Annotated in this window: 16 protein-coding genes; 2 read left to right on the top strand and 14 right to left on the bottom strand. The window is 72.0% G+C overall.

What is annotated here, in order from left to right:
* Positions 1-55: 55 nt before the first annotated feature.
* The 11 genes from IRY44_RS09040 to IRY44_RS08990 all read right to left on the bottom strand — a co-directional run bounded on the left by IRY44_RS09040 (position 56) and on the right by IRY44_RS08990 (position 11022).
* Positions 56-1372: an alkyl sulfatase dimerization domain-containing protein gene (locus IRY44_RS09040; RefSeq protein WP_194799984.1), complete on the bottom strand. Its 1317-nt coding sequence runs from the start codon at positions 1370-1372 to the stop codon at positions 56-58.
* Positions 1373-1507: 135 nt separating this feature from the next.
* The gene (locus IRY44_RS09035) at positions 1508-2269 is read right to left on the bottom strand and encodes a sulfotransferase family protein (protein ID WP_194799983.1); all 762 of its coding nucleotides are present in this window, start codon (positions 2267-2269) and stop codon (positions 1508-1510) included.
* Positions 2270-2311: 42 nt separating this feature from the next.
* Complete coding sequence (locus IRY44_RS09030) at positions 2312-3160, bottom strand: ABC transporter permease (protein WP_135239627.1); 849 nt, start codon at positions 3158-3160, stop codon at positions 2312-2314.
* Positions 3157-4143, bottom strand: coding sequence for an ATP-binding cassette domain-containing protein (locus IRY44_RS09025; protein WP_194799982.1), 987 nt, complete (start codon positions 4141-4143; stop codon positions 3157-3159). Before IRY44_RS09025 ends, IRY44_RS09030 begins: the two co-directional genes overlap by 4 nt.
* Positions 4144-4204: 61 nt before the next feature.
* Positions 4205-5458, bottom strand: coding sequence for a cytochrome P450 (locus IRY44_RS09020; protein WP_194799981.1), 1254 nt, complete (start codon positions 5456-5458; stop codon positions 4205-4207).
* 34 nt (positions 5459-5492) lie between these two features.
* The gene (locus tag IRY44_RS09015) at positions 5493-6536 is read right to left on the bottom strand and encodes an SRPBCC domain-containing protein (protein WP_194799980.1); all 1044 of its coding nucleotides are present in this window, start codon (positions 6534-6536) and stop codon (positions 5493-5495) included.
* Between the two features lie 236 nt (positions 6537-6772).
* Entirely contained in the window at positions 6773-7240 is a 468-nt protein-coding gene (locus tag IRY44_RS09010) for a YdeI/OmpD-associated family protein (protein ID WP_194799979.1), read from the bottom strand.
* 37 nt (positions 7241-7277) lie between these two features.
* Positions 7278-7991 (bottom strand): helix-turn-helix domain-containing protein, encoded by a 714-nt coding sequence (locus IRY44_RS09005; RefSeq protein ID WP_194800133.1) that lies wholly within the window; start codon positions 7989-7991, stop codon positions 7278-7280.
* A 68-nt stretch (positions 7992-8059) separates the two neighbouring features.
* The gene (locus IRY44_RS09000; protein WP_194799978.1) at positions 8060-8917 is read right to left on the bottom strand and encodes an SRPBCC domain-containing protein; all 858 of its coding nucleotides are present in this window, start codon (positions 8915-8917) and stop codon (positions 8060-8062) included.
* Between the two features lie 67 nt (positions 8918-8984).
* A complete protein-coding gene (locus IRY44_RS08995) occupies positions 8985-9629 on the bottom strand; it encodes a DUF6073 family protein (RefSeq protein WP_194799977.1) in 645 nt (214 codons plus the stop codon).
* Positions 9630-9717: 88 nt separating this feature from the next.
* Positions 9718-11022, bottom strand: a complete 1305-nt coding sequence (locus IRY44_RS08990; protein ID WP_194799976.1) for a HEAT repeat domain-containing protein — start codon at positions 11020-11022, stop codon at positions 9718-9720.
* Between the two features lie 177 nt (positions 11023-11199).
* Between IRY44_RS08990 and IRY44_RS08985 the strand changes: the two genes are divergently transcribed.
* Together IRY44_RS08985 and IRY44_RS08980 are read left to right on the top strand one after the other, a co-directional pair.
* A complete protein-coding gene (locus IRY44_RS08985) occupies positions 11200-12417 on the top strand; it encodes an AarF/ABC1/UbiB kinase family protein (RefSeq protein WP_194799975.1) in 1218 nt (405 codons plus the stop codon).
* On the top strand, positions 12414-13613 hold the full coding sequence (locus tag IRY44_RS08980) for a KR domain-containing protein (RefSeq protein ID WP_194799974.1): 1200 nt from the start codon (positions 12414-12416) through the stop codon (positions 13611-13613). Before IRY44_RS08985 ends, IRY44_RS08980 begins: the two co-directional genes overlap by 4 nt.
* Here IRY44_RS08980 and IRY44_RS08975 read toward each other — a convergent pair.
* From IRY44_RS08975 to IRY44_RS08965, 3 genes are all read right to left on the bottom strand, one after another.
* Positions 13586-14158, bottom strand: coding sequence for a copper resistance CopC family protein (locus IRY44_RS08975; protein WP_194799973.1), 573 nt, complete (start codon positions 14156-14158; stop codon positions 13586-13588). The genes IRY44_RS08980 and IRY44_RS08975 overlap by 28 nt on opposite strands.
* A complete protein-coding gene (locus tag IRY44_RS08970) occupies positions 14155-14724 on the bottom strand; it encodes a hypothetical protein (RefSeq protein WP_194799972.1) in 570 nt (189 codons plus the stop codon). Before IRY44_RS08970 ends, IRY44_RS08975 begins: the two co-directional genes overlap by 4 nt.
* A gap of 99 nt (positions 14725-14823) precedes the next feature.
* Positions 14824-15864, bottom strand: a complete 1041-nt coding sequence (locus IRY44_RS08965; RefSeq protein ID WP_228531757.1) for a class I SAM-dependent methyltransferase — start codon at positions 15862-15864, stop codon at positions 14824-14826.
* Positions 15865-15915: the final 51 nt, after the last annotated feature.

The raw sequence follows: 15915 nt of genomic DNA, 5'->3' as shown, positions 1-15915 counted from the left end.
GGTACCCGGATCCGGGTACCACCCCCACCGTCCTGTCCGGCCGTGTTTTCCGGCGTCAGGGCGCCCAGCGGCCCCCGCGCATCGTCGACCACGGGTCGACGTCGTCGGCCTTGGCCTGGGCCTCGGCCTGCGCCCAGGTGTAGATGCCCTGCGCCATCAACGCCGGCGTGCCGGCGGCGAGCCGCCCGAACACGTCGGCGCGGGCCCGCTGCACGTCACGGTCCTCGGGAGCGCTCAACGCCGCCCACTCGGCGAGGTGACCGGCGAGGTCGAGCCGGCCGCGGTCCGCCGCGTCGAGGGCGCGCTCGGCCAGGCGGGACGCTCCGCCCGCGAGCTGCGCCACCTCGGCGGCCAGGTCGGCGCGCGGCGCCGGTCGCACGGTGGCCGGGTCACCGTCGTACCAGCCGCCGTAGGTGCGCCAGACGGTGCGGACGATGAACTGCGGATCGTCGTAGGTGGGGCGCAGCCACGGCTGGGCCAGCAGGGCGGACACCTCCGGCGTGACCAGGGGGGCGTGCAGGATCTCGTCGAGCGTGCAGCCCTCGTTCATCATCGCCACCACACCGTCGTGCAGTGTCGACAGCAACGTCGCCGACCCGAGCAGCGTCTCGCGGACGCGGTCGGCACCGACCACCGGCAGACCGTGGCCGGGCAGCAGGATCTCGGCGCCGAGGCCGGCCATCCAGCGCAGCGCCCGCACCCACTCGGCCACGTGGCGGCGGACCTTCTGCGGGTTGCCGGCGTTGGGCGCCACCCAGGCGTAGAAGTCGCCGCAGCACAGGATGCGCCGCTCGGGCAGCCAGGCCATCGTCGCGTCGTCCGTCTCGCCGCGACCGTGCCGCAGCTCCATCGTCAGATCGCCGTGCCGCAGCGTGAGCGTGTCGAGGTAGGTGCGGTCGGGCTCGCGATAGTCGGTCGGCCACGTGATACCGGGAGCGCGGAACTGCCGGCGGTTGACTGTCGCGTTGTACCCGGCGGTCAGCCGGTACCGGGCGAAGCGCTCCGGCACGGCGGCGTGCGCCACGACAGAGATGCCGGGGTCGTGGCGCTCGGCGGCCTCCGCCTCGAACGGTGACAGCCCGAGGACGTGGTCGATGTGGCCGTGGGAGTAGACGGCGGTGACGACCGGTGCGGTGCTGCGTGCCCGCACCGCCGCGTGCAGCGCGGCCGCGGTGTTGCGGTCGCCGGTGTCGAAGAGCACCAGGCCGTCGGCCGTCTCGAAGACGTAGACGTTGCCGGTCGCCGCCCACATCCACACACCGTCGTCGATCCGGCGGAGCCCGTCCTTACGGAGCTCACCCTTGTAGTAGGCGAACAGCGGCTCGTCACCGCGCCAGGCGCGGTCCGCGTACTCCTCGAGTTCCTTGTCCATCGACACTCCCGTCCGGTCGCAGGGATCGTGCAAACGGGTCGGCCGGACGAACGCAGGCCGAAGGCCGGCCGCGGCGGCAGCGCCGGACACGACCGGAGTGCCGGAGCGGTCGGCGGGACGCCCGGGACGGCGGCCTCAGCGGTTCTGGCCGGCCGCCTCCGGGGCGTCCTGCGTCCGCCGGAACCGGCCGACCGCGCGGCGCACCGGACCGGTCACCATGCGGGCCAGGCCGCGGGTGACGAACAGTCGGCTGTCCCGCTGGAAGGCATCCTGGTCGTTGTCGTGCGGGAAGGCGACGATGGGCACTCCCACACCGAGGAACTTACACAAGGTGGGCCATCCTTCCGATACTCGATAGACCAGGAGGCGCTCAGCCGGAACGCATTCCTGGACGTCGCGGACGTGCTTTTCGAAAACCTCGACGGCGTATTTCTCGTCCTGAATCGGCCCGTCCCCGAAATGGCGGCGGAAAACGCCGTCGAAGATCTCGTTGAACGCGCCGAAACGCCGATCGAGGGCCCGCAGCGGCAACTGCATGGCGGGGACGAGGAGACGGCTGAACAGATCCTGCCGGTACGCCATGAAAATGGTGCGCATGCACGAGCGGTGCCATTGCACCGGGTCGCGCACGGTCAGGATGACCTTCGCCTCCGGGTACCGCTCCACCAACTCGCGCCAGAACGCCGCGGCGGGCCAGTCGACTGTGGACCGATAGCCGGCGAACACCTGGTCCCAGTCCACGTCGGCCCCGCCCACAGCCGCCTGCCAGTCGGCCAGCCGGGCGGGGTCCTTGAGGATCTCCTTCGTGTGATACGTGGGACCCATCCCAAGAATGTTGAGAGCTTCCCGCAGCGAGGCGGTGCCGGTACGGCCGAAGCCGACGCCGATGACCTCCATGTCGTGGGTTCCTCCTGCCGATCGCCGGGTCGACCCCCACCGTCAGGTGCGTGCCGTGGCCTTGCGGAACAGTGCCGTCGCCAGTGGCACGAAGACCACCAGCAGGCCGAGCGACCACAGGACCGACGCCAGGGCGTCCCCGCCCGGTGAGACACCGTTGAAGTAGTCGCGCGCCGCGTTGATGGTCAGCGTCACCGGGCTGTTGTCGCTGAACGGCCGCAGCCAGCCGGGCATCGACTCGGACGGCACGAACGCCGAGCTGACGAAGCCGAGCAGGAACATCCACGGCATCGCGGTGCTCTGCGCGCCCTCGGCACTGGAGGCGGTGACGCCCACGATCGACAGCACCCAGCAGAGCGCGAAGCCGAACAGCAGCAGCACGCCGATCCCCGCCAGCACCTGCAGGAACGTGCCGTGCAGCCGGAACCCGAAGGCGTACCCGACCGCGCCGGTGACCACGAGCGCGATCAGGTTGCGGAAGGTCTCGGCAAGGGTGCGGCCGATCAGCACCGCGCTGTCGCTCATCGGCAGCGAGCGGAACCGGTCCATCATGCCGTTGCGGAGGTCCTCCGCGATGCCCACGCACATGCCGGCGATGCCGCCGAAGACGACGATCTGCCCGAAGACGCCGGGCAGCACGAACTGCTTGTAGTCGCCGCCCGGCACCGAGATGGCGCCGCCGAACACATAGGTGAAGAGGATGAAGAACATCATCGGCTGCAGGATCGCCGCCATCAGCTGGTCGGGGCGGCGCTGCATGTGCCGGATGTTGCGGCCGGCCAGCAGCAGCACGTCGCCCACGAACCAGCCGGGCCCCCGCCGCTCGGGCGGTGCCTCCCACGCCGGCGTGGGGGTGTCCCGCTGCCGGGTCGTCGATTCGTCGACGGTCACTTGCCCTCTCCCTTCCGAGCGGACGACGTGGCGACGCCGGCCGCGGCGGCGCGGCTGCCGGTCAGGGCCAGGAAGACGTCGTCGAGGGTGGGGCGCCGGACCACATGGGTCGCCACCCGGATGTCGTGGTCGGCCAGCCGGTTCAGCGCGTCGGCGACCCGGACGAGATCGTCGCCCATCCGGGCGGTGATCTGCGCCAGCGGCCGGTCGACGACGGGCTCCTCGGCGCCCGGCGTCCGCAGCAGGGCGACCGCGTCGTCGAGCCGGGCGGGATCCTCCAGGACGAACTCCACACGGTCTCCGCCGACGCGCGACTTCAGCTCCGACGGAGTGCCCTGGGCCACCGCCCGCCCCTTGTCGAGCACGGTGATCGTCTTCGCCAGCCGGTCGGCCTCGTCCAGGTACTGCGTCGTCAGCAGGACTGTGGTGCCCTCACGGACCAGCATCTCGATCTCGGCCCACAACCCGAGCCGTGACTCCAGGTCGAGGCCGGTGGTGGGCTCGTCGAGGAAGAGCACGCGCGGGCGGATGAGGATGCTCGTGGCGAGGTCGAGCCGCCGCCGGGTGCCGCCCGAGTAGGTCTTCACCTGCTTGTCGGCGACCTCGTCCAGACCGAAGCGGGTGAGCACCTCACCGGTGCGCCGGCGGGCCTCGGCCCGGCCGATGCGGTAGAGCCGGGCCACCAGTTCGACGTTCTCCCGGCCGGTGAGGACCGGGTCGACGGCGGCGAACTGGCCGGTGAGCCCGATCATCGAACGGACCCGCCCCGGCTGCTTCGCGGCGTCGACGCCGTAGATCTCGACGGTGCCGGAGTCGGCCCGCAGCAGAGTGGACAGAATCCGCACCGTCGTCGTCTTGCCGGCGCCGTTGGGGCCGAGCAGGCCCACCACAGTGCCGGGCGCGGCGTCCAGCGACAAGGCGCTGACAACCTTACTTTTGCCTAGCTGCTTGCTGATGTCTCGCGCTCTGATCGCGTCCGCCATGGCGACACCCTATCATCCACTATATCTTCGCGCAGTTAATGAGCTTGCGTTTCGCGTAGTGTCAGTCGAGCTGACGGAGCCGTACCGGCAGCGACGCGAAGTCGCGGAGCGGTATTGTGCGCCGCCGCACCGGCGGGGCGGCCAGAACCAGCCCGGGAGCGGCGGCGCGCAGCCGGCGGAGCAACACGGCGATCTCCAGTCTGGCCAGACCCGCACCGAGGCAGTAGTGGATGCCGGCGCCGAAGCTCAGCGGCAGGGGACCGGCGCGGCCCGGGTCGAACGCGTCCGCGTCCGGGAACGCCTCCGGGTCCCGGTTCGCGGACCCGATCAGCAGCCGCACCTGGGAGCCCTGTGGAATGACGACCCCACCCAGTTCCACGTCCGCGCCGGTGAAGCGCAGGCCGGGCGCGACCTGCACCGACGACTCGAAGCGCAGCGTCTCCTCGACGAACCTGCGGGTGCCGTCCTCGGTGTCCAGCCAGCGTCCGCGCCCCGGGTCCTCCAGCAGCAGCAACATCGCGTTGTCGATGGCGGTCGCCGTCGTCTCGAAGCCGGCCGACCAGAGGGTGAACAGCAGGGTACGAAGCTCGGCGTCGTCGAGGCTGCCGTCCTCGGCGTCACGCACCTGCACGAGCGCCGAGACCAGGTCGTCGCGCGGGTCCCGGCGGCGCTGCGCGATCATGGCGTCGAAGTAGGTGCCCAGCTCGCGGAACGCCTCGTCGGCCCGCCGGACCGCGTCGGGTGTCGCGGCCGGGTCGACGACGTTCATCATCTCGGGCACGTTGCGGGCCAGCGACTCGCGGTCCGGCTCCGGGATGCCGAGCAGGTCGGACATCATGTGCATCGGCATCGGCACCGAGACGTCGGTGTGCAGATCCACTGTGGCCCCGTCGACCAGGCGCTCCAGCACGTCCGAGACGAGCCGGTCCGACCACCGTTCCATCGAGGCCTGCATGTCGGCCACCCGGCGGCTGGTGAACCCGTGCCCGATCAGCTTGCGCAGCCGGGTGTGCTTGGGCGGGTTGCTGCCCACCAGCGAGCTGACCAGCACGTCGTACGCCTCGTGCTCGACGGCCTGCGGGAACATCTGCGCCATCGCGTCCGGGTGCGCGCCGGGGAAGACCTCGGCGTGCTTGAGCACGTACTGCACGTCGGCGTACCGGCTCACCAGGTACGCGCCGAACCGGCTGCGGTAGACCGGCGCGGTCTCGCGCAGCCAGGAGTAGATCGGGTACGGGTCGGCGGCGGCGGCCGGCGACATGAGCTGGATCAGGGCGTCCGGCGCCCCGGTCTCGACCTGGTCGGACAGGGTCATCGCAGCTGCCTTCCTCGGAGGGTGACGACGCGGGTCAGGTCCAGCCGTGCTGGTGCGACGGCGAGGGCCGGGGCGAGGTCAGGTTCTGCGCCCGGACCATCGAGTCGCGGAAGAAGCCGCAGATGATCTCGCGCTCCTCGCGCTGCAGCTCGGCCGGGAGGTTCTCCCAGTTGTCCACGAAGATCTGGAAGAGGCTGCGGCCCACGCCGGCCGGCTCGATGTAGAGCTTGCCGTTGAGCTCGACCGGCCACGACGCCCGGCGCAGGCCGAACTCCAGCCACGGCAGGTAGGAGGGGAACTGCTGGTTGGGCTCCACGTGGCGGTGCACCGACATCTCCACCACGCCGCTGGCGTCTCCCATGATCAGCGTGAGCTTGTCGCCGTCGGTGAACGTGCCGAAGCGGCGCTGCAGCCAGTAGCGCAGCGACTCCGGCTTGGTCAGCAGCTCCCAGGCGTCGTACGGCGTGGACTCCAGCTCGATCTGCACGTACGGACCCATCCGCCGCCACGGCCAGCGCCACGTCGTGCCGGTACGCAGGTAGCCGGCGAGCTGGTCGAGGATCCCCGGCCAGCCGTTGCCGTTCCAGCCGCGCCAGTCCGACGGCGAGTTCAGGGCCTCCTCGGTCGCGGTGATCCGGGTGCCGCCGTCGCCGGTGGCGTCCAGCTCCCAGACGACCCGGGTGGCCGGTCCGACGCCGACCCAGCGCCAGAAGTACTTGAGCTCGGCGTGGCCGTCACGCGGCGGCTCCGCCACGAGCGGCCGGCAGTGGAAGAACTCGCCGTCCTCGAAGTCGAGCAGGACGTCGCTGCCGACGGCGGTCAGTGAGCCGCGGCACCGCGCCAGCCAGGAGCGGATCTCCTCCGGCGTGGTGAGCGCCTGCCAGACCCGCTCGATCGGGTTCGGGATCTCGACGACCGCGACGAGGCGTTCCCAGCGGTCCTGGACGATGGAGCGGGCCTGGATCGCGTTGAGCGGTGGAAAGGTGTCCAGGGCCCGCGACGGTTCGAGTTCGGCGAAGTCCGGCCAGGACGTCTCCGTGGTGTGTGCTCCGTTCAGCTCTGCCGATTCGACGGTCACGGTCTGCCTCCCTGGGGTGCGACCTGGGCCGGCTCGAGGACGGCGGACGCTCACCGGGCCGCTGACGGGCACCACTGATCACCGGTCGCCGCCCGCGTGGCGTCGATCGGTGCGTGGGAGTCAGGATCAGGTGCGTCGCGTGCCGCCGTCCGGGGCCGGAACGCGTACGCCGATCGTAGGAAGGCCGGGGGTCTCGCCGCTTCTCGCAACTTGCGCAGCGCGCCGATCCCCCGGGGTCAGCCCTTGAGCACCCGGCCGGCGCCGAGCAGCTCGACGGCCTGGGTGATCCGCCGGGCCCGGGTCTCCGGCCGCTTGGCGCCGGTGATCCAGGTGACGTACTCCTTGGTCCGCGAGTAGGACAACGTGGCGAAGAATGCCTGGGCATCGGGATGATCGCCGAGCGCGGCGGTCAGGTCGTCGGGCACCTCCACCGTGCGCGCCTCGGTGTCCGGTTCCAGGGTGACGCGCACGTCGTCTCCCGCCTCCACCCCGGCGGCGGCGCGTACGGTCTTGTTGACCACGATGTAGCGGTTGCCGTTCGGCCCGGTCATCACCGAGCCGGCGTACGGGGTGTCGTTGATCCGGCCGGTCACCGGGATCCGCGCCGCGGTGCCCAGCCGGCCGGCGATCTCGGGCGGGACTGTGACATAGGTCCACGCCCCGACCTGCTCGCACACGAGTGTGCCGCCGAACGTCTCGCTCATCTGCGCTCCCTCACCTCTCGTCCGCGGACCGGCGGCGTCACACCGGGGCGGGCCCCACGTCGGCCAGCCGGTCCGTGGAAACCGCCACGTCGGGGGTGATGCCGAGCAGCCGGAGGCAGCGGGTGACCGCCGCCGGCACGCCGACCGCCGCGACCTGCCCGCTGACCAGCGCCTCGATCGGGTCGAGCTGCCGCATGCCGAGGCTGAAGAAGCTGCGCGCGTCGGTCCGGACGGTCAGCGACGGCGCGTCGGCCGGCCCGGCCACGACCTCGGCGTGACCGGCCCGCACGTCGACGTGGAAGATCTCCTCGTCGACCCGGAACTCGTAGCTCTCGTCGATCTCGCCGGTGCGTCCGTCGTCCACCATCGCCTCGATGGCGAGGACGGCCCAGGACGCGCGTACGGTGGACCCGGAGGGCAGCTCGTGCCCAGCGGCGTATGCGAGCCCGAAGCGGGACAGCCCGAGGATCGGCTCGTGCAGCGAGCGGCCCAGGTCGGTCAGCTGGTAGCCACCGGTGCGCTTGCGGGGTTCGGTGGGCGTCAGCAGGCCGGCGTCGACGAGCGCGGCGAGCCGGGCGGCGAGCAGGTTGGTGCCGATGCCGGGTAGCGCTTCCAGTAACTGATTGTAGCGACGCGGGCCGTGGAGTAGTTCGCGAATGACGAGCAAGGTCCACCGCTCGCCCACCACATCCAACGCGTAAGCGAGGGCACACTGCTGGTCATAGGAGCGTTTCCCGCGGACCGCGTTCACTTCGTCCACCCTCCGGCTGTCATGCTACTTGAGTATTGCATGACAATGTGGTGGCGGCGAGTGACCGCCTATCCGGGCGGTACCGACAGGCGGGCGAGCTCCCGCGCGCAGTCCGCGGCGGCCGTCCAGGCGGCGGCGAAACGGCGGCGCAGCGCGTGCGCGCGGTTGTCCGGCAGCCCGAGATGGCGCCAGCCCTGGTGGCTGAACTCCAGCCGCTGACGGTCGGCCAGCCGGTGCAGGGCCAGCTCGGCGGTGGTGCCGGCACCGCGCTCGGTGACCTGCACGGTGAACGTCACCGTGCCCTCCCGCACCGACCAGTCGTCGAGCGGGAAACGACGTGGCCCGTCGGCGTCGACGACGAAGAACCAGGCGGGCCGGAAGCCGTCGCTCGCCACCGGGAGCCACCGGTAGAGCAGCGACGGTTCGAACGCGTCCCAGGCCGGTGGCAGGTCCACCGAGCCGTCGATGTCGGACCGCCAGTCGTAGCGCGTCGAGCGTCCGGTGCGCAGGTACCCGTCGAGTCGTTGCAGGAAGTCGGTCCAGCCGGCGCGCATCTGCTCGATCTCGGCCGGCGGCCGCACCGGGTCGGCGTCCTCGACGGTGAGCCGCGCGCCGCCGGCGGTGGGCTCGGCCCGCCAGGTGATGTGCTGCTCGGGCCCGACGCCGAGGAACGACCAGGTGAACTCGATGAGCCGGTCGGTGACGCGCACCGGCGTGACCACGAAGAAGTCACCGTCGCCGAAGTCGATCCGCCACGGCGTCCGGACGTGCCAGTCGCCGCGGGTGGTGCCGAACCAGGCGGCGAGACGGACCGGGTCGGTCAGGGCCGCCCACAGCTCGTCCACACCGACCGGCACGGTGATCGCCGTCCGGACCGGAGGCGCGCCGAGAAGCCGTCGACCCCGGTCACCACTGTGGTCGTCCATCGTCCCTCCTCCCGGCCAGCGAGCGCGGGCCGGACCACGTCGCGTCCGGCCCGCGTCCATCTCACTGCTACATCGCGTCCTCGGCGAGGTAACCGCCCATGGTGAACCGCAGGCTGGTCACGTACGCCACCGGGTCCTTCTCCGGGTACCGGGTGTCGTGCAGCGGCAGCATCCGGTAGATCTGGCCCTTGCCGGGCGAGCCGGCCGGCGGGATCTGCCGGACGTCGTCGATGGTCAGGATGATCGGTTCCTTGTTCATCAGCTTCAGGCCGAGCTTCGGCATGTCGAAGATGGCACCGACCGCCATCCGGCAGGCCTTCGCCGACGGCCCCTCACCGGCGTACGGGTCGAAGGGGGTACGGATCTGGCCGGTCGACAGGCAGTCGGGGTTCAGCGTGACAGTGATCTCGCCGAGTTCCTCGCAGCTGCCGGTCATCTTCATCTCGATCAGGTTCGTGTAGACCTCGGCGGTCGCCCAGTCCTCGGAGGTCGGCTCCGAGCGCACGACCCGGACGTAGCCCTCGAACGGCACTGTGTACTCGCCGACGCCGGGCACGGCGAACGTGTCGACCGAGGTGATGCCGAGGTTGTCGATGCCGGGGACCGGCGGCGTCCACGGCTTGACCTCCGTGCCGACGTACCGGTTCGGGACGCCGTCGGTGGGAACCGGCCGGCCGTAGATCACGGAGGGCTTGCTGGCGGGGGCTGTCATTGTCTTCTCCTCCTGAGAGTTCGGCGCGGCCTCGGCCGCCCGGACGCATCGCATGGATCGTGGGAACGGATGCGGGGTGCCTCGCCCGTCAGGGCATCAGCGTGGTGTGGTCGCAGCAGGTCAGGCCGGGCTCGTCCGCGACGCCGTCCTGGTCGGAGTCGATCTCGCCGTCGACGGTGGAGTACACGTCACGCGAGTTCATGTCGATGCGGCCGTCGCCGTCCCAGTCGTTCAGCTTGCCCTTGAACGTGCCGAGGATGAAGGCGTTGGTCATCGGGCCGACCTCGGGGTCGTGCAGCGTGGACAGCACGCCGTTGCCCGGGGTGAGGACCTGCTCGATCGAGCGGCCCGCGATGCGGGCCAGGTTCACGTAGCCCCAGCCCTGGAAGCGGCCGCGGACGTAGCGGATCGCGGCCTCCTCGCGGATCTGGAACTTCGGCTCCAGGTGCCAGGTGCCGTACCGGGCGAAGCCGATGTTCGCCTTGCGCACGCCCTCGCTCGGGTCGTCGGCGCGACCGGACTTGAAGAACGTCCGCGGCACCAGGGACTCGAAGAAGAAGTTGCCCCGGTCGCGGCGCGTCCGGTCGGTGAAGCCGCGGAACAGGTAGTTGTCGCAGTGCGGCGAGTCGTCGGCGTGCAGGCCGGAGATCGTCTTGGCGATCACCAGCTGGCGCTCGCGGGTCTGCACGTTGGGACAGGCGTGGGCCTGGCCGTAGATCCGCGCGAGGCCCTGCGGGGCCAGCGAGATCTTGCCCCAGTGCGTGTTCGACTCGTCGAGACGCACGTACAGGTCGCAGTGGATCAGCAGGTAGATGGTCTCGTCGAAGGTGCGGCCCGGCGTGTAGAGGGCGTCCCGGCCGTCGAACGACGGGTCACCGCTCTGCAGCTCGCTGATGAACAGCTTGGACCATTCGGCGATCTCCGGGTCGGCGTCACCGAGGAACTTCTGCAGCGTCGAGATCGCCTGGGCACCGCCCAGCTTCTCGATCGCCCACAGCGCGTCCCACCGCACCTCCCGGTTGGTGTCGTGCCGGACGACCTGCTCCAGGAGCTCGAAGGCGTCGGCCTGGTCGCGGTCGGCGTACTCGTACATCGCCTGCTCGCGCATGGCCGGGTCGGCGTGGTGCAGGGCGTCGTGCCGCAGCTCGTCGTTGGTGCGGTTGTCGAGCCGGATCGCCACCCGGTTGAGGGCGTACCCGAAGTCGCTCGCCCACGCCGCCGGGTCGCCGGCCACCAGCCGGGGATCCACGTTGCTCAGGGTGGTGCGGTACGCGAAGTTGAGCGCATCGCGCTGTTCGGTGCCGAGATCCTCGAGCAGCGCGGTTTCCTGCGGCCACGTCCGGACCTCACCGTCGGCGGACACTGGAGACTTGTTGCATAGGTCGATCGCCATCTCGCATTCCCTTCGGTCGGTTCCGTCAGGCTCAACATCGACGACGCTATAGAAAAATGAACCTGGACACTTCTCACGCCTTTCCATCCCTCCCTAAGCTGTCAGTACATGTAGCGATCGGGGGCTCCGATGGTGGCTTACACGCCCACGTCCGTACCGCGCTCGTCCCTCCCGCAGATGTCCGGCCGCGCCGCCGCCTGGGCGGCGATCACGGCTCGGCACCTCGCCGTCGCGGCCGGCCGGCGGCTCACCCGGCGGGCCTCGCCCACCACCGCCGGGGTGACCGCACTGCTCACCCGGCTCGGCCCGACTTTCGTCAAGGGCGGCCAGATCCTCGGTACGCGTCGTGACCTGCTGCCCGGCCGGTGGTGCGACAAGCTCGCCCGCCTCAACGACCGGGTCCCGGCCATGTCCGCCCGGGAGGCGCGCGCGGTGCTGGACGCGGCCTACCCGGACGGCACGCCCTTCGCGCGGATCGGCAGCGAGCCGGTGGCCAGCGGCAGCATCGCCTCGGTCTACCGGGCCTGGCTGCACGACGGGACGCCGGTGGCCGTCAAGGTGCGGCGCGGCGGCATCGGCCCGCAGATGCGCCGCGACCTCGACCTGCTCAGTGCCGGCGCGGGGCTGCTGGAACGCCTGCCCGGCCTGCGCAAGGTGCCGATGCGCCGCATGCTGGGCCACGTCTCCACCGCCGTGCTGCGGCAGCTCGACTTCGCGCAGGAGGCCACCGCGCTGCTACAGCTGCGGCAGAACCTCGCCGATGTCGCGGCGTTCCGGATCCCGGCACCCCGGCCGGCGCTCTGCCGCGACGGCGTCCTGGTGATGGAATGGATCCCGGACCTGCGGCAGTTCAAGCCCGGCGACCTCAACCGCGAGCAGCGCCGCCAGATCGTCCGGCGGGTGCTGCACGGCGTGTACCGGATGCTGTTCGTCGACGGGCTCGTGCACTGCGACATGCACCCCGGCAACCTCTACCTGCGGGTCGAGGAGGTGGTGCTGCTCGACGCGGGGTTCGTGGTCCGGCTCGAGCCGCACGTACGGCGGCTGTTCGCCGAGTTCTTCCTGTCCATGTCAATGGGTCGCGGCCAGCAGGCCGCCGAGGTCATCCTGCGCAGCGCCGAACACGTACCGCCGGGGTGCGACGTGCAGGCGTTCCAGGCCGGCGTACGGGATCTCGTGGTGCGCAACCACCGCCGCACCGCCGGGCAGTTCCGGCTCGCGCCGTTCGCCGCGGAGCTGTTCAACCTGCAGCGGCGGTACGGCATCACGGCGGCGCCGGAGTTCGTCTTCCCGCTCATGTCGCTGCTCGTCCTCGAGGGGATGATCAACGACTTCGACGTGGATGTGGACTTCCAGGCCGAGGCCATCCCCACCCTGCTCGCGGTCCTGCGATGAGGACCGCGCTCGACATCCGCACGCCCCGGGAACGCGAGGCCGCGCCGCCCGGCGACGCGCGGGCGTACCGGTGGACGATCGTCGGCCCCGAGCGGCACCCGCTCGCCCCGGCGCTGCGGGCGGCGAGCCGCGACGACGCACCGGAGGCGGTCGCCGTGCTGCTCGGCCGCGCCTTCCACCGGGTCGACAACAGGCGCCTGCTGCGGGCGATCCGGGCGGCCGTGGCACGCGGCAGCCGGCTCGCGGTCGTGCACCTGGGCGCGGGCGGCGGCAGCCTGGCACGCGCCGCGGCGGTCGAGCATCCCGGCCTGTCCTGCGTGGTGGCGGAGCTGACCGAGGGCCCCGCACCGGCCGCGGTGCGCGCCGCCACCGACCTGGTCACTGCCGCCTCCCCGGTCGCCGGCGAGGTGCGGGTGGACCGGGACGGCCGGCTCCGCACCACCGACTGGCAGCCGGTTCACCTGCCCCCGGCGGCCGGCCCCGCCGGTCCCGGCGGAGCCGTGCTGGTCACCGGCGGACTCGGCGGGCTCGGCCTGCGGGCCGCCGCCGTCCTGGCCTGCCGGCACGGCCTGCACCCGGTCCTGGCCGACACGGCCACGCCCGACCGGCTCGGCACCGCGGGCCGCCGGCACCTCGACCGGATGGCGGGGACCACAGGCGTGACAGTGCTCCGGGCCGACGTCACCGACAGCGCCGCCCTGCGCCGGGCACTCGCGGCCACCGGACACCTGCGGCTGGCCGGCGTCGTGCACTGCGCCGGGCTGCTGCGCGGCGGCCCGGTCACGGCCGGCACGGCGGCCGGGCTGAGCGCCGTCCAGGCGGCGAAGGTGGACGGCCTGCGGCACGCGCTGGACGCGGTGGACCGCCATGCCCTGCGCCGGGTGCTCGTCTTCGGCTCGATCACGGCCGAGCGGCCGCACCGCAGCCTCGGCGCGTACGCGCTCGCGAACGAGCTGCTGCGGCGCTGCGCCGTACGCCTCGCGGCCGACCTGCCGGCGGCGGTGACACTGGTGGCGGAGTGGTCGATCTGGAGCGGCGCCGGCATGGCGCACGGAACGCCCGGCGCGGTGGCGGCGGCCCGGCGGCTCAACCTTCCGCCGGTGCCGCTCGGGCCGGGAATGGCCGCGGTGGACGCGTTGTGGGGTCTGCCCGCCGCGCCCGGCCGGGCTCAGCGGCTGCTCATCTCCGGGCGCTGAGCCGGGGCGGGCGGCGGCTCGACGCTCCGCCGCGGCCGCAGGACGAGCATGGCGACCGCCACGAACACGACGACGGCGTTGATCAGGAGCAGCACGGCACTCAACGGATCGATCCCGTGCTCGTGCAGCGGGGCGGCCGCCTCGGCGCCCTGATCCGACGCCCGGGCCGGCCGCACACCGGTGCCGACGCTGAACCACAGCGTGCCGCTCTTCTCACTGCCGTCGGCGAGCACCACGTGGTAGGCGACGACGACATCGCCGCGCTCGGCGCTGCGTACCGTCTGCACCAGGGACCGGTCCCCGCTTCGCCGCGGCTCGCCGACGGCCAGCGACCGTCCGGCGGCGTCGCGCACGGCCACGTGCGAGTCGGCTGCCACCGGCCGCCCGGTGAAGACCAGCTCGACCGCCGACGGCGCCGACGTGAGGACGGCGCCGTCGGCGGGGACGCTGCTCGCCGCGCCGGAGCCGGCCCACGCGGCCCCGGTCCAGCCGAACAGCACCGCGAGGCCCACGACGACGGCGGACGCCCAGCCGGCGCGGGTCACACACCACCCCGCGACACCGCCAGCGCCGGCGCCACCCGGCGGCCGGCGCAGGTGCACACCGTGGCCTGCTCCTCGGCGGCGGAGGGCCGCAGGTGCCGGTACATGGCGACGACCATCGGGATGAAGACGACGGAGTTGTAGAACAGGTGCAGCTCGACGCGCGGATAGACCACCTGGAGCAGGCTCGTGGGCGCCGCGCTGCCGAACAGGAAGTGCCCGGTCTGCGCCTGGATCAGCAGCAGCAGGTGCTCGATGTGATGCCAGAACTGGAGGGCCAGGGCGATCGTCCACCAGGTGCGCGCCTGCCCGGCGAACCCCGGGCGCAGCAGGAACAGACCGACGAGCATGAGCAGCGCGTACCCGTAGTGCATGACTTCGGACGTGACCAGCCAGGGGTAGAACTCACCGAGGACACCCCGCGCCTGCGGACGGGGCCAGCCGAGCACCCAGATCTGGTACGCCTGAACCAGATGCTCCGCCCAGTGGGCGAGCACGACCACCATGAAGCCCGACAGTGCCACGCGGTGATGACGACCGTTGAGCGCGCCGATGAACCCGTTCGACATGCGGTATCCCCCTCGCCGGCGATCACGGAACGTACACGCATCGACGCTAGACGTCATGGGGTGAGCCCCTCTTCTCCCAGATTGCTCATCCGCGAAAGGTCACCGCCGGGTGGCGAGGGCGAGAAACCGGTGCGGCGGGTCGTCGTAGCCGGTGAGGTGCCATCCGGTGCGGTGCGCGGCGAGGCGCAGGGACGTCTCGGTGAGCGGATCACCGCTATGCGTGCCGCAACCGGCGAGATCGGTGCGGCCGGAGGGATGGAAGAGGACGAGCCGGCCGCCGGGGCGGGTGACGCGGGCGAGTTCGCGCAGTCCGGCGTCGGTGTCGGGCAGGTGCAGGAGCAGGCCGGCGGCGAAGACGGCGTCGACGGCGCGGCCGGGCAGGGGGAGGCGGCGGACGTCGGCCAGGGCGAGCGCGGCGTCGGCGGCGTGGGCGCGGGAGCGCGCTACGTCGATCATGGCGGGGGTCAGATCGACGCCGAGAACGGTGCCGGCTGGTCCGACGGCGTCGCGCAGGGCCGGTAGCGCGCGGCCGGTTCCGCAGCCGACGTCGATGGCGTTCGCTCCGGTGGGGATGGCGGCGTCGGTGACGGCGGCGGCGTACGCGGTGAGGTCGTCGCCGGACTCGGTGTCCCAGGTGGCGGCGCGGGCGGCGAAGAACGCCTGCGTCTCCGTGCGGTACCAGGCGTCGGTGTGGGTGAACCAGGCGCCGATGTGCCGGATCACCGGCCACGCGGGGTCGGCCAGGTCGACCACGATGTCGGCGGCGTCGCTCCGGTGGCGGCGTCCGCGTTCCGGGGAGGCGCCGCGCACCCGGATCGTCAGGTGCCAGTGGCCGGTGGGCAGCTGGGCCCGCCAGGCGGGGCCGGCGGCGATGACGACGGAACCGGGGGTGAGTCCGCCACGGAGGTCGGCGGGGCCGGCGCAGATCGCCCGGCTGAGTCGTATGCGCGGGCGGCCCGCGTCGCGCAGGGCGGCGGCCAGACGGTCGGCCAGCACCGTCGCGTGGCGCTCGTGGCCGTCGACGAGCACGTAGGCGGTGCCGGCCGGGATCGCTGAAGTGACGTGACCGAGCACAGTGGCCCATCGGTCGCGCTGCGGGCCGGCCACCGACATGCGGGCCGCGGACTGCTGCGCACTCATGGACATCTATGATGCAGGTTCGGTCATCCCCCGGCCAGAGGCACCGCTGCC

This window comes from Micromonospora sp. ANENR4 (genome assembly GCF_015354395.1).
GTDB lineage: Bacteria > Actinomycetota > Actinomycetes > Mycobacteriales > Micromonosporaceae > Micromonospora > Micromonospora aurantiaca.
The sequence above is the reverse complement of the archived record's forward strand: the minus strand, read 5'-3'. Positions and strand labels throughout refer to the sequence as shown.